Source organism: Dyadobacter sandarakinus (assembly GCF_016894445.1).
GTDB lineage: Bacteria > Bacteroidota > Bacteroidia > Cytophagales > Spirosomataceae > Dyadobacter > Dyadobacter sandarakinus.
In genome coordinates this window covers 1,335,093-1,353,856 of record NZ_CP056775.1, presented here as the reverse complement: position 1 = coordinate 1,353,856, position 18,764 = coordinate 1,335,093, and the positions used below count along the sequence as shown (strand labels likewise).

The following is an 18,764-nucleotide window of genomic DNA, read 5'->3' as shown; positions in this document are numbered from 1 at the left end:
GCCGGCACTCAGGTTACCGGCAGGGATATTTTGAACACAGTACTTTCGCCGGGCACACTTTCAACATCCAGCGTGCCACCATGCGCATTGGTCACGATATCGTAGCTCATGGAAAGCCCCAGGCCGGTGCCCTGTCCGGTAGGTTTGGTGGTGAAAAATGGCTGGAAAATCTTCGCTTTCACGTGTTCCGGAATACCTGTACCATTGTCAGTGACCCGGATGTAGAGCGTATTGTCAAACTTTTTTGTAGAAATCTTCACTTCCGGCCGGTAGTCGGTTTCACCGCCATTTGCCGCAAGTTTCCTCTTTTTCTCCGCAACTGCATAGAATGCATTGGTAAAAAGGTTCAGAAAAACCCTTCCGAGATCCTGCGGGAGTACTTTTACCTTCCCGATGGTGCCGTCAAAGTCTGTCGTGAGGGCTGCATTAAACTCCTTGTCCTTGGCACGAAGTCCATGGTAGGCCAGGCGCATGTATTCGTCGGCCAGTACATTGATATCCACCGGCTCCTTCTCACCCGAGGAGGCCCGCGAGTGCTGCAGCATGCCTTTCACGATGGAATCCGCACGCCTGCCGTGGTGGGTGATCTTCTGCTGGTTCTGGCTCAGATCGGCGATAATGCCTTTGATATAATCCCTGTCTTCGTCAGGAAGGCTTACTTTCTCAATTTCCTCTTCCAGTTCCGTGCAAAGCTCTACCGATACTTCCGAAAAGTTGTTCACGAAGTTCAGCGGATTCTGGATTTCGTGGGCAATACCGGCGGTGAGCTCGCCCAGTGAGGCCATTTTTTCACTTTGAATGAGCTGGGTCTGTGTTGATTTTAGTTCTTCGATGGCTTTCTGGAGTTCTTCCTTTTGCTGGGTGAGCTCGCGGGTACGTTCATTGACCAGGTATTCCAGTGATTCCTTCTGCGCTTTGGACTCCCGCTCTTCACGGATCCGCTCCTCACGTTCGAGCAAGAGCGCTTTTTGCTGTTTTCTTGCATAAAACCAGATCACGAAGCAGAGGACGAAGGCAAATGATTTCGCTATGCCCAGGAAATCGTCATATTTTTTGTAAAAATCAGGAAATACAGCTTCGGTAAAATCATTGAGGATCGAGATCACTACAAAAGGAATGACAGACTGCACCAGTGAACGGAGCGGTCTGAATGCTTCATTCCGGTACAAAGTATACACAAGCCAGATCAAGAATGCGTGCCATAACCACGCAAACCACGCCCCTTCATCGCTGACATAGTAGCTGACAATCAGCCCTATGGATGTATACCGGGCAAAAAGCAATGTTTTGTCCCACTGCGGCATGTTCACGGCCGTCTGCAGGGAGGTACGTGTGTATTGGATCAGGAAAAATGAAACCAGGAAATAATCCATTCCAGTGCTTGTTGCTTGGCGCTTTTAGATGACGATTTTATCGGAGGCAAAGTAAATATTTTCCGGCACAAATCAGCCTGAGCAGGCACAGGCAGGCTTCCTTGCTGCTACCATTTTCATCCGAGTCTAATTTATTTCTAACGGCATTTTAATTCAATTATAAAACCTTTTTAATGCCATTTTCACCAGCCTGACGAACCTTTGCCGGCAAGAAGCTAAACACTCACCAACATGTTCTGGAAAGTTTTTAAACCGGTAATCCTGCTGCTGCTCCTCCATGCAGCCGGCGCCGGAGCACAGACGCGCTATACGCTGCAGCAGGCATTGCAGGCGGCCAAGACCGGCAATCCGGTGCTCAAAAGAGAGCAGTACAACCTGTCCGTTTCACAGGCAGACATCACGACGGCTTCGCTCCGTCCCAATCCGGTACTTAACAACCAATCACTTCAGCTGGTGCAGCCCTCCCGTTTTCCGGAGCACACCTCCTGGTACGATGGCGTAAACCGGCAGGTTTGGTGGCAGGTCACCAAGCCGTTCCAGCTGCCTGTGCAGCGCCGCAATAAAATCGGGCTGGCGGAGCAGAATGCCCGGCTTACCGAGCGGCAATATGCTGAAACCGAGCGCAACCTCTTTCAGGGAGTAGCACAAAAGTGGCTCGATGCCTGGGCGGCCCGCAAGCAGCTGGACCTGCTCACCACCGCCAAAAGCAACGCCGACTCGCTGGCAGAGATCAACCGCCTGCGGCTGAAAAACCAGGCGATCACAACCACGGATCTTGCGCGGGCCGAGCTCCTGGCGCGCCAGTTTGACATTCAGCTGAAAACGGCCGCGCAGCAGTACCGCAACCAGCTTACGGGCCTTAAGTTCCTGATGGGTACCACAGACTCGGTACTGGTTGATACGAGCGACCAGTTCCTTTTTGCATTTCCGGCACGCATGGACTCACTGGTAGAGCAGGCCCTGCAGAACCGCTCCGACGTGCAGGTAATCAGGTCGACCATGGATGCAGCGGATGCCAACATCAAACTGCAGAAATCGACAGCCCTCCCTACCCCGGAACTCGGGCTGATTTACAACCCGCAGAACCGGGCGCATTATATGGGATTCTACGGAACGCTGGAAATACCGGTTTTTTCAAGAAACCAGGGTGAGATCAGGAAGGCTGAGACGATCCGCCAGCAAGCCCAGCAGGACCTGCGCGCGACAGAGACACAACTGTCGACGGAAATCCTGACAGCATACCGCTCCTATGAAATGCAGAAAGTGAATGTTCAGAATTTCAACCAGCTGCTTACCCAATCCCAGAACATCCTGAACAGTGTCAAGTATTCTTATCTGCGTGGCGGCACGACGATCATAGACTACCTGGAAGCACAAAGAAGCTGGCTGGACACCCAGCAGCAGTACTTTGACCTGCTTCTCCAATACCGCCAAAGCTATATCGACCTACTTTTCGCCTCGGGGCTGATCAATCAAATCGCACAGTAACAATGAAGCAAACGATTCTTTGCAGCGTCCTCATCGCTGCCCTGGTACTGGCCTGCAAAAACAAAGAAAACAAGCAGGTTCAGCAGGATAATATTACGCCGGTAGTCAATGCTGACGGCACGCGCATCAGCTTTCCCAACAAAGCCGGTCTTACTTCTTTTCAAACAGAAATGGTATCCACAAGCACGCTGATGGCGGATATTACCGCACCTGCAAAGGTGTCGGCCACGGTCATCCGGTCCAGTGAAGGTGCTTCAGGCAACATCGTATTGTTCGATAATCCAGAACTGTCGGGCAATTATACGCAGCTCCTGCAGCACCTGACGATGATCAACCAGATCCAGAACATCAACATCCGCCAGCGTAAAACAGAACTTTCGCGCATTCAGGATCTGCAGGAACACGGCGCTGCTACCGGCAAAGACCTGCTCGAATCACAATCGGCCCTCTCTATGGAAGAGACCAACCTGATCAATGAACGCTCGGCAATCATTGAGCATGAGACGAAGCTGAAGGCGGGCGGGTTTGAACCTAGAGAGCTCCGGCAGGCACCTGCGGGCACGACCTACATCATCTGCGATATACCAGAGAGTGAAATCAATAAGGTAAAACAGGGCAGTAAATGCACGATCCGGTTTACCGCCTTCCCCAATGATAATTTTACCGGCCGCATCGACGACATCGCCGACCTCGTGGACGAAACCACGCGTATGATCAAGCTGCGGGTTACGATCAACAACTCCGATGGCCGGCTCAAGGCGGGCATGTTCGGTACGGTGGCATTCGGGCTGAGTGAGGGTAATAGTATGAGTATCAACAAAGATGCGCTGATTACGATCCAGGGAAAGAATTATGTTTTTGTAAAAACAGGCACAAGTCTCTTTGAACGCCGGGAAGTAAGCCCGGGCGATCAGATCGGTGACCGCATCATCATTTACGACGGACTAAAAAACGGTGAACAGGTAGCAGTACGTGGCGTCATGCAGCTCAAAGGTCTTTCATTCGGCTATTAACCTCCTATCCAGATGATCAGGAATTTGTTATCATTCAGCCTGCGTAACCGCTGGGTTGTGCTGGCCGTCAGTGCTGCGCTCATGGGCATCGGCTACTGGTGTTTTACCCAGCTTAAAATAGAGGCTTACCCGGACATTGCTGATACCAATGTTATTGTTGTGGCCCAATATGCAGGCCGTGCTGCCGAGGAGGTGGAGCAGCAGGTGACCGTACCTATTGAACGCGCATTGCAGAATACGCCCAACGTACTCGACCGCCGCAGCCGCACGATCTTCGGGCTGTCGGTTGTGCAGCTTACATTTAAGGATGGCACTGACGACTACTTTGCGCGCCAGCAGGTTACCGAGCGTCTTGCCTCGGCTGAATTGCCGGAAGGTGTTGCGCCCGAGCTGGCGCCGCTGTCGACCGCGGTGGGCGAAATCCTCCGCTACGTGGTAGAAGCGCCGCCGAGCTACAGTCCGACCCAGCTGCGCGACCTGCAGGACTGGGTGATCAAGCCCGCTCTGCTGCAGGTGCCGGGCATTGCGGACGTGACCACCTTTGGCGGTCCGCTCAAACAATACCACATTATTACCTCACCCGAAAAGCTGGTCAAGTACAAGTTGTCCCTGCAGGACGTACTGAATGCAATTCAGGTCAACAACCAGAATACGGGCGGAAACATCATTTCACGCGGTGGCCAGGGCTTCGCGATCCGCGGGCTGGGAGCGATCAAAAACGAGCATGATATCCAGAACATCGTGCTTAAATCTGACAACGGGGTTCCTGTATTTGTACGTGACGTAGCAACGGTTGAGATCACGCCTCCACCGCCCAGCGGCGTGATGGGCTATACCATTACCCAGGACCATACCGATGTTACCGGAGGTGTGGAGGGCATCATCCTGCTGCGCCGGTATGAAAACCCGAGCGAGGTATTGAAGGTTTTGAAAGAAAAAATGGCAGACCTGCAAGCCAGCGAGCTGCCCGAAGGCGTACACCTGCGCCCCTTGTACGACAGGAGTTTTCTGATTGACCATTCACTGGAAACGGTAGCCCACACCCTTTTTGAAGGAATCAGCATTGTGGTCATACTGCTCATTTTCTTCCTGGGCAGCGTACGCAGTGCGCTTGTGGTCGCCCTGACGATCCCGTTTTCACTTCTGTTTGCGTTTATACTGATGCGTCTGACCGGCATTCCGGCAAACTTGCTGTCTCTTGGTGCAATCGACTTCGGGATTATCGTGGACGGTGCCTGCGTGATGGCTGAGCATCTGATCCGGAAATACCGCTCTGCGACGCCAGAGGAGAAGAAGCTGGGCATCGTGCATATCACTTTCGAGGCTGCACAGGAAGTAGGCAGGGAAATTTTCTTTTCCGTCACCATTATCATTCTTGCCTACATGCCCATCCTGCTCATGACGCGGGTGGAGGGCAAGCTATTCTCCCCGATGGCACTGACCCTGGCATTTGCCGTCATTGGTTCCATGCTGGCTGCACTAACCTTTATTCCTGTGCTCATTTCATTTGCTTACGCCAAGCCGCTGTCTGAGCCGGAAAAGCCGATGAAAGAGCACCGTAACATTGTGCTTGATTTTCTGACCAGATGGTATGTACGGTCGCTGCGCGGTTTCCTCAAAAACTACAAGACCGCTGTGCTGGCAGGATTCAGCCTGGTGCTGGTGATGGTTTTGTTCGGGATCAGGCTGGGTACTGAGTTTTTGCCGACGCTGGATGAGGGTTCCATCTTCCTGAGGGGAAACTTTCCGTCGGGCATTACCATCCAGGAAAATGCCAGCTATGCGCCAAAGATTCGCAAGATCATAGCCAAATACCCGCAGATTGCATTTGTTATCACGCAAACGGGCCGCAATGATGATGGCACCGACCCGTTTCCGGCCAACCGGAATGAAATCCTGGTCGGCCTGAAAGACTATGACCTATGGAGTAAAACCATCACCAAAAAAGAACTGGTTGAAAAAATTAAAACCGACCTGCAGACCCAGCTGCCTGCGGTATCTTTTTCATCCGGCCAGCCCATTATTGATCAGGTCATGGAAATTGTGACGGGAAGTGCAGCCGACCTGGCCGTGTCGATCGTAGGCGATGATCTGCACATGATGCGCAAGAAAGCGGAGGACATTGCAAAGATTGTAAAGGCTACCCGCGGAGCAGACAATGTGAATATTGAGCAGGAAGGTCCGCAGGAGCAGCTGGCGATCAACATCAACCGGGAAGCTGCGGCGCGGTTTGGCATTAACGTGGCCGACATCCAGAATATGATCGAGGCTGCGATCGGAGGCAAGACCATCTCTACATTGTACGACGGTACGAAGCGGTACGACATTGTCGTGCGCTTTCTGCCAAATTACCGCAACTCCATTGACGCGATCAAAAATGTGCAGGTGCCATCCCTCACCGGTGCACTAATCCCGATGAGCCAGCTTGCAGATATTCATTTCATAGAAGGGCAAACCAATATATACCGGTATGGCAGCAAAAGAATGGTCACCGTCCGTACCAACATCCGCGGGCGCGACCAGGGCGGATTTGTGGCTGAGCTGCAAACCAAACTGCACGCAAAAGTACATGTCCCCAAAGGCTACAGCATTATTTACGGCGGACAGTATGAGAACCTGAAACGTGCCGGTAAGCAGCTGGCATTTACGATCCCGCTTACGGTTGTGATGGTCTTTCTGTTCCTTTTTATGCTTTTCCGTAAACTTTCGCATACGATGGTGACGATGAGCTGTATCCTGTTTGCGCTGGGAGGTGGTATCGTCGCGCTGCTGGCCCGGGGTTATTATTTCAACGTGTCGGCGGGCGTAGGGTTTGTGAGCATTTTTGGAATCTCGGTAATGGCCGGTGTACTGCTTGTATCCGCACTCAACCGGACGGTCCAAAGCTATTCCGGCCCGCTTGAAACTGCCGTGCTGGAAGCATCCGGTGAGCAGCTGCGGGCCTTGTTATCCATCCTGGTGGTGGCGATCATCGGGCTGGTACCTGCGGCCATTTCATCAGGTATAGGCTCGGATGTGCAGCGACCGCTGGCTACGGTGATCATCGGCGGGCTTACCAGTACGCTGATCTTTGCTCCCATCCTCATGCCGCCGCTTTACCTTTGGGCCGAACGAAACCGGAAGTCCGGGAAAGCACAGGAGGAGCCAGCATTGTAAAGTGTGTAAAATTGATATTTTTGCATGGATCACCATCTTTCAAACACACTAACTTATGAGCAAACGAATTTCGATTCAGGAGGCAAAACGTTATCTGGCCAATGCCAGGACCATCCTCAGCGAGCAGGCAGGCAAGGAGGATGACTATTACCAGGATCCCAAATACGTAAAGCTTGCGGGTCATGCTGCATATACGGGCGTGCTGGTAGCTCTTGATTTTCTATTTGGTGAAAAAAAGAAGGGGCGCAAGGATGTTTCCTGGTACCGGGAGCAGCTCTCAGGAATGGATAAGAAAGTACTGACCAACTTTGGAATCGCTTATGATATCCTGCACTTGTCTATGAGTTATGATGGAAACCGTGATGTTGATGTTGCCAAGTCCGGCCTGAAACGCGCGGAAGAGATCATCAACTGGGTTGAGCAACGTACGACGTCCTACGCATAGACTTACGTGATTTATAAATGCAAACAGCAGACTTTCGGGCCTGCTGTTTGCATTTGTAAATACCACCTTACGAAAATCAAACCAGCCGGAAAGATGACGGTGTCTGATGCGTCTGCTTCTTGAAGAAGTTATTGAAGTGCGCAGGTTCTTCAAACCCGAGACTGTAGCTGATTTCGGAAACGTTCCAGTTGGTGTGTTTCAGCAGCGCTTTGGCCTCACTGGCCAGCCGCTCGGCAATGTGCGCCGTAGTTGTTTTCCCGGTGGTTTCACGGATGGCACGGTTAAGATGATTAACATGTACCGAAAGATGCCGGGCAAAATCATTGGCCGACCGCATTGAGAAGCGCTGTGAAGGTGATTCGATCGGAAACTGTCTTTCGAGGAGCTCTACAAACACCGAAGTAATGCGTGAATTTGCATTGGGATGCTGGAAAAGCGAGTTGGAAGGTTCCAGCTTCAGCGCATAGTGGATCAGCTCGGTGAGGTAGCTGCGGAGCAGGTCATATTTGAACTGGTAGTCGGAGCCGATTTCTTCAAGCATCCTTAAAAATATGGCGCTAACGCGGTCGTCCTGCTCCTGCGTCAGCAGGTAGGACGGCTTACCACCGATCGCAAACATGGGCAGCGAAGCCAGGTTTACACGCATTTTCTCGGTGATGAAAGCTTCCTTGAAAATGCAGAAATACCCCTCGGTAAAATCATTGGCAGCTTCCCACGTATAAGGCACCTGCGGGTTGAAGAAGATGAGTGCGGAGCCGTCCGTTTCCAGACTTTTATCTGCGTAATGGTAGATGTTCCTGCCGCGGATCAGCGTTACTTTGTAAAAGTCGCGCCTGCTGTAACTCACCGGCGTCGTGTTCAGCCCGCAATGCTGCTGGAAACCAAATACATTAAAATGGCCGATGTCCTGTTGCAGGTTGTCTGGTACCCATTTAAATTTATGCTGATAAAAATCTTCCAGTGTCTCGGTATTTTTCATGGATCAAAGTTACTATAATCAAATAAAAGAACCACTTGCTAAGTAAGCACTGCCGCGCGGTAACTTTCAGGTTTAACCGTTTCCGGGATGCCCCATTGTACGACTACATTACCGCCGGTTCAAGGATCACCCCACAATTAAATTAAGTATGCCCAATTTTACGCCAGTTCTCGATGACCACATTGCCAAGGGCCACATTGTATGTCCGCTGTGTTTCTCAAGACTTGAAAACAGCAGTGCGCTGCTTTGTACAAACATTGCCTGCGAACATCATGTTCAGCCGCTACCGGTTATCCAGCAAAAAATCCCGATTCTCGTCGATTTCAGACATACGATCCTTGACAAACAAAAACTCCTGGCTACCGCCGGAGAAAGTCTGATCCCGCGCTCACACGAAAAATACAGTACAATCAAAAGAATCTTCTGGGGCAGTGGCCGGAGCACCAAGCGAAACCTCACGCAGTTCAGCGAGAGCCTTCCCCGTCGTAATGCCGCAAAGTCCCTGATCCTGGTCATCGGCGGCGGCGCGGTGGGTACCGGTGCAGCCGGGTTGTACCAGATTCCACAAACCGAGGTACTTTCTTTTGACATTTATGCATCACCGCACACCGATTTCATCGCCGACGGACATTCACTGCCGATTGCCGACAATTCGGTGGATGGTATCTGGATCCAGGCTGTGCTTGAACATGTCATGTACCCGCACAAGGTAGCCTCCGAAATTTTGCGCGTGCTGCGGCCCGGCGGCATTGTGTATGCAGAAACACCGTTTATGCAGTTTGTCCATGAAGGTCCGTATGACTTTACCCGATTCACCGAAAGCGGACACCGGCTGCTGTTTAAAGACTTCAAAAGAATTGACTCGGGATTTTCCACCGGAATCGGCACCGTGCTGCTCTGGAATGTACGCTACCTGGCCTGGGGCGTGACGAGGAATAAGAAGCTCGCGATTGCAATATCCCTTCTATTCAGCTGGTTGCGGGTGTTTGACAGGTTGGTGCCTGCAAGTTTCAATGCGGATACCGCCAGCGGCGTATATTTCCTCGGACAAAAGGATCCCGCGTATAGATTTTCGGATCAGGATATCATTGCGCACTACCAGGGTTACCAACAAAAACGCTCTTAGATGCCTGTAAAGTAGATTTTTGGTCTAAAAAGCTTGTATTTTCGGCTTTCACCATCATTTACTTACATGTTTTCAAAAATCTTTCCGAACCTGGACTGCCGCCGGGCGTATGTCCCGGCTGTAGTCGCTATCAGTCTTACATTTTCACTAACACTCAGCGCCCAGCCCGATCTGAAACTTTGGTACAAGCAGCCTGCCAGGAATTGGAACGAGGCGCTGCCGATCGGCAACGGGCGTATCGGTGCGATGGTTTTTGGCAGGCCCGATGAAGAGCTGATTCAGCTGAACGAGGAAACCCTGTGGTCAGGCGGGCCGGTAAATACAAATCCGAACCCGATGGCTTCCCGGTACCTCGCCGATGTGCGCAAGGCACTTGAAAACGAAGATTACCAGCTTGCCGAGCAGCTCACGCAAAAGATCCAGGGCGTATTTACCGAGTCGTACGAGCCGCTCGGCGATCTCCTGATCAATCAGGACTTCCCGGGAGAAGTCACCAACTACCGTCGTGAGCTCAACATTTCAGATGCCGTAGCCAGCACCAGCTTCACTGCAGACGGCGTGAACTTTACCCGCGAACTGTTTGTGTCGGCGCCAGACCAGGTGATGGTGATCAGGCTGGCAGCCGGCCGGAAGGGTGCGCTGCGGTTTACGATCAAACCACAAAGCCAGCTCTATTATAAGAATGTAGTGGTTGCCAAAGACCAAATCGCAATGAAAGGCCAGGCACCTTCGCATACTGATCCCAGCTACATGCAGACCATGGAGCTGCCTATCATCTACAACGATCCGGCCAGGTGCAAGGGCATGCGCTTCGAGCTGCGGCTTATGGTCAGGCTGGCGGATGGAACCGTGGTAACAGATAGTGCGGGCGTACATGTTGCAGATGCTTCCGAGGCCACCATACTTATTTCGGCAGCTACCAGTTTCAATGGTTTTGACAAATGTCCTGATCAGGAGGGTAAAGATGAAGCCCGGCTTGCAGGCGACTACCTGAGCAAGGCATCCGGCAAATCCTTCGAGATACTCCGGCAGGATCACATCAGGGATTATCAAAAGCTTTTCAACCGGGTAGACCTTCGTCTCGGAAGTAAAACAAACGAGCTGCCGACCGATGATCGCCTGAGACAATATGCGGAAGGCGCCGATGATAACGGCCTCGAAGCCCTGTACTACCAGTTCGGACGGTACCTGCTCATTTCCAGCTCGCGGCCGGGTGGTATTGCGGCTAATTTGCAGGGAATATGGAACCACGAACTGCGGCCGCCATGGAGCAGCAATTTTACCACCAACATCAATACCCAGATGAACTACTGGATGGTGGAAAGTGCGAACCTCTCCGAACTGCATGATCCATTGATCGAGCTGATCGGCCACGTTGCAAAAACCGGGACTGAAACTGCAAAGAATTTTTATAATGCAAAAGGCTGGGTACTGCACCACAACTCGGACATCTGGGCAACAACAAACCCTGTGAGCGGCAGTCCGTCGTGGGCCAACTGGCCGATGGGCGGCGCCTGGCTCTGCCAGCATTTGTGGGAACACTACCAGTTTACCGGCAACAAGGATTATCTCCTCAAAACTGCCTATCCGCTCATGAAGTCCTCCGCCGAATTCTGCATCGACTGGCTTATCGAAGACAAAAAGGGCAAACTGGTAACTGCACCGGCTACTTCTCCCGAAAACATTTTCATCACGGATAAAGGCTACAAAGGTTCGGTAAGCGTAGCCACCACCATGGATATGTCCATCATCTGGGACCTTTTTACCAACCTGATCGAAGCCTCCGAAAAGCTGGGTATCGACCCGGATTTCCGCCAAACCCTCATTGAAAAGCGAAGCAAACTGTTTCCACTGCAGATCGGCAAGAAGGGCAATCTTCAGGAGTGGTACAAAGATTTTGACGAGGCCGAGCCCGAGCACCGGCATATTTCACACCTGTTCGGACTGTTTCCGGGCCGGCAGATTTCGCCGGTTTACACCATGAACTTTGCAAATGCAGTGAGGAAGACCATGGAACTACGCGGCGATGGCGGTACCGGATGGAGCAAAGGCTGGAAAATCAATGTATGGGCGCGGCTGCTGGACGGGAATCATGCCTACAAGCTTATCCGTGAACAGCTGAAACTCACCGGTGCGGAAGGTACCAATTATACAAACGGAGGTGGTACCTACCCTAACATGCTCGATGCGCACCCGCCTTTTCAGATCGACGGTAATTTTGGGGGCACGTCCGGAATCAATGAAATGCTCCTGCAAAGCCATGACGGTATGCTGAATGTACTGCCCGCTGTTCCTGACGTGTGGCAATCCGGCTCAGTGAAAGGACTGAAAGCGCGCGGAGGCTTTGAGGTGGATATCGTTTGGGAAAAAGGGAAGATTTCTGAGCTGAAAATCCGCTCAGCGCTGGGCGGCAACTGCCGGGTGAATGTACCCAATCCGCTGAAAGCCGCCGGAAAAGCAGGCTTGAAGCGCGGCGCCGGCACCAATGCAAATGATTTTTACCGGATTGCAGCCCTGCAAACCGCCGAAGATACCAACCTGATGAAAGGCCGGACACAATATGACTTCCCTACGGAGGCAGGCAAGGAATATGTTTTCAGATTAAAATAAATGCACGATGCGGAGGCCGGTCCCGGTCTCCGCGTTTTTCTTCTTCGCGCAAGTCGTGAAGTGCTTCCAGGTCTCCCCGCACTTCTTTGAGCATCAGCACCTTCCCGCCTTCCTTCTGAGAGACAGGTCTGACTTTATCCTTCCTGGTTTCGCATCCTCAATCTTTATCCGGCCCAATCAGAGAAAGTGCTGCACAAATTCGTGCGGTTGATGTCCGTAAGCGGACATTGCGCTAGCTTCTCGAAGAAACGATATTCTGAAAGTCAGGCATTTAGCAATTTGGCATATCTTTTATGCATAGAACTATGCATTGCATAATACCAGATTATAACGCATTCTTGAATGCTGTCTGTTAGCCTGAAATAAATTTTACTTTTAACGATTACCTCAATGATCAGAAACTACTTCAAAATTGCGTGGCGCAACTTACTCCGGCAGCGTTCATTTTCGGCTATCAACATTGTCGGGCTGGCCATTGGACTGGCATCCTGCATGCTGATGGGCCTTTACGTTTTCGACGAGCTGAGCTTCGACCGGTTCAACGACCATGCAGACCGGATCGTGCGGGTGGTGTTCAAGGGGCACATGGCAGGCGGCAAGTTCAATGAGTCGCACGTAATGCCTCCGGTAGCTGCTGCGCTCAAAGCCGACTACCCGGAGGTACAAGCCTCCACGCGCCTCCGCCAGAGCGGATTCCCACTTGTGATCGTCGATAACCAGCCGTTTACCGGCGACAAGCTTGCGCATGTTGATCCCAACTTTTTTGAAATGTTTACGCTGCCATTTATCAAAGGTGATCCCAGTACCGCACTTGCAGATCCCAACGCCATTGTGCTGAGCGAGCAAGCTGCCGCGAAATACTTTGGTACGCAGGACCCCATAGGTAAACTGATCGGCTTTAAAGGTTCGACATTGAAGTTGAAAGTAGCGGGTGTCTTTAAGGATATGCCCCGGAATTCCCATTTTCATTATGACCTGCTGGCTTCACTCAATGGAATGGAAGAAGCCAAATCGACCACATGGATGCAATCGGAGTTTTTTACCTACCTGCTCCTGCCAGAAAATTATGATTATAAAAAGCTGGAAGCTAAGCTCCCGGCTACAATGAAAAAGTACGCGGGTCCGCAGATCCAGCAGGCATTTGGCGCCAGCTATGAAGAATTTGAAAGACGCGGCAATAAGATAGGCCTCTTCCTGCAGCCGCTTACCGACATTCACCTGCATTCCGATTTCCAGTATGATCTGGGAAACAATGGTGACATCAAGTACGTCTACATTTTTACGGCCGTGGCGATTTTCATGCTGGTGATTGCCTGTATCAACTTCATGAATCTATCTACGGCAGGTTCTTCGAAAAGGGCGATGGAAATCGGGGTGAGAAAAGTAATGGGATCCAGGAAGAAAGAACTAATCTTCCAATTCCTGACTGAATCGATGGTCGTGACGTTCATCGCCATGGCGCTGGCTATCGGGATCGCCCTGCTGGCACTGCCCTACTTCAACCGGCTTTCCGGAAAAGAACTCGCATTTTCACCCGGCATGGTTCCTATGCTGCTACTTTGCTTTGTACTCTTCGGGTTGTTCGTAGGTTTCGCTGCGGGTAGTTACCCTGCCCTTTTCCTCTCGTCTTTCAAGCCGCTTGTTGTACTGAAAGGCGGCTCTGCAACGGGGTCAGGCAGGAGCCTGGGACTGAGAAGCGGGCTGGTGGTAGTTCAGTTCAGTATCTCGATTATTCTGATTATCGGCACTACGGTTGTGTACCGGCAGCTCAAATTTATACAGGACAAAAAGCTGGGGTATGACAAAAGTCAGGTGCTCGTCATTCCGGATACCTGGGCGCTGGGATCTAATCAGGAAGCCTTCAGGGAAGCTTTGCAGGCCGATAGCCGCATTGTCAGCATCAGTAGCTCGGGCTTTCTTCCAGCGGGTCCCTCGTCCAATAACAACTTCATGATTTCATCGGATAAAAGTCCGGAAAAAACGGTCAAGACGCTCCGGTACGAGGTTGACGAGCAATATGTACCCACCCTCGGCATGAACATCGCAGCAGGGCGCAACTTTTCGAAAGCATTTGCAACCGACTCCACAGCGATCATCCTCAACCAGACCGCTGCAAAGCTGCTGGGCCTGACCAAAGATCCGCTGAATGCTCAGGTAACCCGTCAGGAGAATGACGGGACCAAATACACACTCCACGTGATCGGGGTTGTTGAGGATTTTCATTTTAAATCCATGCACGAAGCCATTACTCCCCTCGTGATGGTACTCAGCCGGGGCGCCGGAACGATGATCGCGAAGATCAAAACAGATGATGTTCCGGGACTAATTTCGAAAGTGCAGCAGTCATGGAACACCTTCAAACCCGACCTTCCCTTTACCTACTCATTCCTGGATGAGCGCTTCAACGAAACCTATAAAGCGGAGCAGAAAACGGCTGAGATACTAGGCATATTCGCAGGACTGACTGTCTTTGTTGCCTGCCTCGGACTGTTTGGCCTTGCTACTTTTACTGCTGAGCAGCGCACAAAAGAGATCGGGGTGCGTAAAGTACTGGGAGCATCGGTGGCGGGCATCGTCGCATTGCTTTCCAAAGATTTTCTCAAACTGGTAGGCATTGCCATTGTGCTGGCAGTGCCTGTGGCCTGGTGGCTGATGGATTACTGGCTGCGGGACTTTGCCTATCGTACGGAAATAGCCTGGTGGATGTTTGCTGTAGCTGGTATACTCGCGGTGGTCGTTGCGCTCCTGACGATTTCATTCCAGTCGGTAAAGGCTGCATTGATGAACCCGGTGCGATCGTTGCGCGCAGAGTAGCAGTGCCCGCTGGAATGGTTATTTAGAATAACGGGCATCACTAAAAACCAACCATCATGTCACAAAATGCAGAAGTGATCGAGGTATTAAACGACCTGATCCTGATCAATAACGACCGGATCGCCGGGTATGAAAAGGCTTATGATGAAACCAAGGAAATTGAAAACGACCTGCGTGCATTGTTCCGCAGCTTCGCCGACGACAGCAGGTCTTTCCTGACCGACCTGAAAGCACAGGTAACACAGCTGGGCGGAGAACCGGCAACAGGTACCATGCTGTCGGGGAAACTTTACCGTGCATGGATGGACGTACGTGCGGTATTTACCACGGATAACAGACTGGCTGTGCTGGATAATGCGATGGCAGGTGAAGATGCCGCCAGAAAAGCCTACGACGAAGCTGCGAGGTCGGAGATACTGCCGGCGGATGTACGCCAGCTCGTCCTGGCGCAGCATACCAAGATCGGTGCAGCCCACGACATGATCAAACGGGAGCAGGAGCGGCAGCAGGATGTAGCCAAGTATCCTTTAACAACCTAAAAGAAGAAAGACCGGCCAGGCCGGTCTTTCTTCTTTTAGGTACCACTGCAATTTTTTTCAACTTTCCTGTAACCTTTTCCGGCTTCGGCAGTTTCCACTATTGAAACGCAAACCACAAACTTTTGAATGCACTGACGGACAATGCGCTGATGCTCCGGGTGAAAGCCGGGGACCTCGACAAAATGGGCCTGCTGTTTGAGCGGTACAACCGTCCGCTGTTTGCGTTTTTTTACCACATGACGCACAAAAAACACGTGAGTGAGGATCTTGTGCAGAATGTGTTTTACCGGATGCTGAAATACAGACAGGCATTCCGGGGCGACGGAGAGTTCAGGACCTGGATGTATGCGCTGGCAAGAAACGTACTGCACGACCTTCCAAAAACCGATCGCAGGCAGGAAGCTACAAACTGGTCGGAGCTGGCCGATGAAATGGATGGCGGTACTCCGGCGGACGAGCACTTTGACCAGCAGCAGCAAACCGAGTTCCTGCACAGGACTCTGGAAGCCCTGGCACCCGAACAACGTGAAATATTGATCCTGAGCCGTTTTCAGGAGCTGAAATACGAAGAGATCGGGAGGATCCTCGAAATCAGTGAGGGGGCAGTAAAAACGAGAGTACACCGGGCACTGGCGGAGTTGAAGAAAAAGTTTTTTACCAATGAAAGAAGATAGCATCACTAGCGGCGGGCACATCACGGATCGGCTAACCGACCTGCTGACCAACCATCTCAGCGAGGCTGAGCGTGCCGCAACAGAGCAACATATAGCCCAATGCGTAAGCTGCCAGGAAGCTTATCAGGCGTCACGCCAGCTTTGGGAAAACCTGGGCAAGTTACCGGTACCGCAGCCGGGCCCCGGCATGCGCGCCAATTTTTACAACATGCTCGACACTTTCAGGGAGGAAGAAAAAGAGCTTGCAGGCAGCACCTCTCTGTGGGACAAGCTGCTCCTGAATGTCAGGAACGCGGCGATTCCGCAGTGGACGTTTCAGCTGGGATTCAGCCTGCTGCTGGTGGCACTTGGCTGGACCATCGGGTACCGCATGAAAGCACCTGGCCCGGCCAGGCCGGAAGAGCAGATTGACGCATTGGCAGCACAGGTGCAGGATGTGAAAAGTGCCATGATGCTCGCCCTGATCGACAATCCCTCGGCGGCTGAGCGGCTGCGGGCGGTGAGTTACACGAGTGAAATTGCGAATGCAGACGAGCGCGTGATCAATGCCTTGTTTGCGACGCTCAACAATGATCCCAATGTGAATGTGCGGCTGGTGACCCTTGAGGCGCTGGCAGAATACGCAGACTTGCCGGAAGTGCGGGAACAACTGGTGAAATCACTGCTGCGGCAGGACTCCCCTATGATCCAGGCTGCGCTGGCCGACGTGATGGTCCGCCTGCAGGAAAAAAGTGCCGTGAGTGCATTAAAAACGCTGCTCCGGAAAGACAACCTGGACCATCTCGTAAAAATAAAAATCGAGCAGTCTATCCGCGATCTTTCTTAACCTCAATCCATCATTTGCCATGAAAACATTTACAATCCCGATCCTCGCGGGAATGCTGCTCGGGTATGTCCCGACCACTGCCCAGAAAGCCGAATTTAATGAGCATGTCAGCAAAATGTTCACCCTGCCCCAGAATGCCGCCGGGCATGTGCTTGCCATTTACAACATCAATGGATTTGTGAAAGTGGAAGGATACACCGGTAATGAGATCCGGATTGAGGTCAGCAAAACGATCACGGGCCGCGATGAAGCCGGCGTCACAAAGGGGCGGCAGGAACTTCAGATCGGGTTCGATGAGCAGTCCGATAGTCTGGTGGTTTACGTGGCGGCTCCTTTTGACTCCCGCCCGAACAAGAAGGTGCGTGACTGGACCCGCCATGAACCATCCTTCGATTTCCGCCTCGACTTTACGATCAAGGTGCCGCAGGGCATCAGCCTGCACGTCGCAACGGTAAACGATGGCGAAGTAACGATCGGGAATGTTGACGGGAGGATTGAGGCAGCTAATGTGAACGGAGGCGTCACCATCGCCAGTGCACGGAAAGCAGCCAGTGCGCATACCATTAACGGCGACGTGATCATTGACTACCTGGCTGTACCCTCGGGTGCGTCGGACTTCAAGACACTGAATGGAGACATCCGGGTTACCTACCCTGCCGGCCTGTCCGCCGACTGCGAGTTCAGGAGTTTCAATGGTGGGTTTTATACCGATTTTCCAAACGTGGAAACGCTGCCGGCAAGGGTAATTAAAAATACAGAAAGTACTCCCGGCAAGACCACATACAAACTTAGTACCGATACGCTGATCCGCATCGGCAAAGGCGGACAGGCACTCCGGTTTGAAACATTTAACGGAGACATTTACATCAAAAAGCAATCCTGATTTATGAAAACCAACTGGATAAAAACCCTCATTGTTCCTGCCATGCTCCTGTTTAACGGGCAGGCTAGTCAGGCACAAAATGAAGTAAAGGAGCAACTCACTGTTCCGCTGAGTGACCCTTCTAAACCGGGCAGCCTGACGGTAAACCTGATCAAGGGAAGCATCAGGATTGCGGGTTATCAGGGCAACCAGGTGATTGTGGAAGTCACGGGAAAATCCAATTCGACAGAAGACAAAAAGGAGCCCGCAGCGGACGGCATGCGCAAGATCGTCCCTAAGTCTGCCGCCATCGATGTGACAGCGACGGAAGACAAAAACAAGGTACACATTAATTCACGTCTGGTGAACCGGCCTGTCGACCTGCTCATCAAAGTACCGCAGAGCTTTTCCATCAAGGCGGGCACAATTGATGACGGAAACATTGCAGTAGACAACGTGAGCGGAACACACGAAATATCGAATGTGAACGGGGACATTACCCTTACGAACATGGGCGGTTCCATCGTTGCCAACACCATTAACGGAACGCTGAAAGTGACCTTCAGAAATGCGGACACCAAGCTGCCGATGGCGTTCTCCACTTTGAATGGAAATGTAGATGTTACGTTACCTCCCACTGCAAAGTTTGATGTAAAACTCAAATCTGATAACGGCGATATCTTCACCGACTTCGATGTGCAGGTGGATCAGTCGCAGCCGCAGGCATCACGGTCGGGCAAGGACGGGATGTACAAAGTCGCGGTTGAAGATTGGGTCAGAGGCAAAGTCAATGGCGGTGGCAGCGAGATAATGATGAAAAACATGAATGGTAACATTTATGTCCGCAAATTCAGGTAGT

General features: G+C 51.8%; 14 protein-coding genes. 12 read left to right on the top strand and 2 right to left on the bottom strand.

Features of this window, described 5'->3' with window-relative positions:
- Positions 1–8 precede the first annotated feature (8 nt).
- Positions 9–1,373 carry a sensor histidine kinase gene (locus HWI92_RS05450; protein WP_204661406.1) on the bottom strand — a complete coding sequence of 455 codons (1,365 nt, stop codon included), beginning with the start codon at positions 1,371–1,373 and terminating at the stop codon, positions 9–11.
- 231 nt (positions 1,374–1,604) lie between these two features.
- On the opposite strand from HWI92_RS05450, the gene HWI92_RS05445 reads away from it, so the two are divergent.
- Genes HWI92_RS05445 through HWI92_RS05430 form a run of 4 tightly spaced genes read left to right on the top strand, consistent with a single transcriptional unit; the run spans position 1,605 to position 7,475 of the window.
- Positions 1,605–2,861 (top strand): TolC family protein, encoded by a 1,257-nt coding sequence (locus tag HWI92_RS05445; protein WP_204661403.1) that lies wholly within the window; start codon positions 1,605–1,607, stop codon positions 2,859–2,861.
- A gap of 2 nt (positions 2,862–2,863) precedes the next feature.
- On the top strand, positions 2,864–3,874 hold the full coding sequence (locus HWI92_RS05440; protein ID WP_204661401.1) for an efflux RND transporter periplasmic adaptor subunit: 1,011 nt from the start codon (positions 2,864–2,866) through the stop codon (positions 3,872–3,874).
- Between the two features lie 12 nt (positions 3,875–3,886).
- Positions 3,887–7,030, top strand: coding sequence for an efflux RND transporter permease subunit (locus HWI92_RS05435; protein WP_204661399.1), 3,144 nt, complete (start codon positions 3,887–3,889; stop codon positions 7,028–7,030).
- Positions 7,031–7,085: 55 nt separating this feature from the next.
- Positions 7,086–7,475: a DUF5618 family protein gene (locus tag HWI92_RS05430; RefSeq protein WP_204661397.1), complete on the top strand. Its 390-nt coding sequence runs from the start codon at positions 7,086–7,088 to the stop codon at positions 7,473–7,475.
- 76 nt (positions 7,476–7,551) lie between these two features.
- On the opposite strand, the gene HWI92_RS05425 is transcribed toward HWI92_RS05430, so the two are convergent.
- Complete coding sequence (locus tag HWI92_RS05425; RefSeq protein ID WP_204661395.1) at positions 7,552–8,454, bottom strand: helix-turn-helix domain-containing protein; 903 nt, start codon at positions 8,452–8,454, stop codon at positions 7,552–7,554.
- A 148-nt stretch (positions 8,455–8,602) separates the two neighbouring features.
- Here HWI92_RS05425 and HWI92_RS05420 point away from each other — a divergent pair, with 148 nt between their 5' ends.
- From HWI92_RS05420 to HWI92_RS05385, 8 genes are all read left to right on the top strand, one after another.
- Complete coding sequence (locus HWI92_RS05420; RefSeq protein ID WP_204661393.1) at positions 8,603–9,580, top strand: class I SAM-dependent methyltransferase; 978 nt, start codon at positions 8,603–8,605, stop codon at positions 9,578–9,580.
- Positions 9,581–9,646: 66 nt separating this feature from the next.
- On the top strand, positions 9,647–12,190 hold the full coding sequence (locus tag HWI92_RS05415) for a glycoside hydrolase family 95 protein (RefSeq protein WP_204661391.1): 2,544 nt from the start codon (positions 9,647–9,649) through the stop codon (positions 12,188–12,190).
- A gap of 390 nt (positions 12,191–12,580) precedes the next feature.
- Positions 12,581–15,004, top strand: coding sequence for an ABC transporter permease (locus HWI92_RS05410; RefSeq protein WP_204661389.1), 2,424 nt, complete (start codon positions 12,581–12,583; stop codon positions 15,002–15,004).
- A gap of 56 nt (positions 15,005–15,060) precedes the next feature.
- Positions 15,061–15,543: a ferritin-like domain-containing protein gene (locus HWI92_RS05405; protein WP_204661387.1), complete on the top strand. Its 483-nt coding sequence runs from the start codon at positions 15,061–15,063 to the stop codon at positions 15,541–15,543.
- Positions 15,544–15,665: 122 nt separating this feature from the next.
- Complete coding sequence (locus HWI92_RS05400; protein WP_310589515.1) at positions 15,666–16,217, top strand: RNA polymerase sigma factor; 552 nt, start codon at positions 15,666–15,668, stop codon at positions 16,215–16,217.
- A complete protein-coding gene (locus tag HWI92_RS05395) occupies positions 16,204–17,043 on the top strand; it encodes a HEAT repeat domain-containing protein (protein WP_204661385.1) in 840 nt (279 codons plus the stop codon). The genes HWI92_RS05400 and HWI92_RS05395 overlap by 14 nt, the downstream gene beginning before the upstream one ends.
- Before the next feature lie 19 nt (positions 17,044–17,062).
- Entirely contained in the window at positions 17,063–17,926 is an 864-nt protein-coding gene (locus HWI92_RS05390) for a DUF4097 family beta strand repeat-containing protein (protein ID WP_204661384.1), read from the top strand.
- A 3-nt stretch (positions 17,927–17,929) separates the two neighbouring features.
- Positions 17,930–18,763, top strand: coding sequence for a DUF4097 family beta strand repeat-containing protein (locus HWI92_RS05385; RefSeq protein WP_204661382.1), 834 nt, complete (start codon positions 17,930–17,932; stop codon positions 18,761–18,763).
- The last annotated feature ends 1 nt before the right edge of the window (position 18,764 follow it).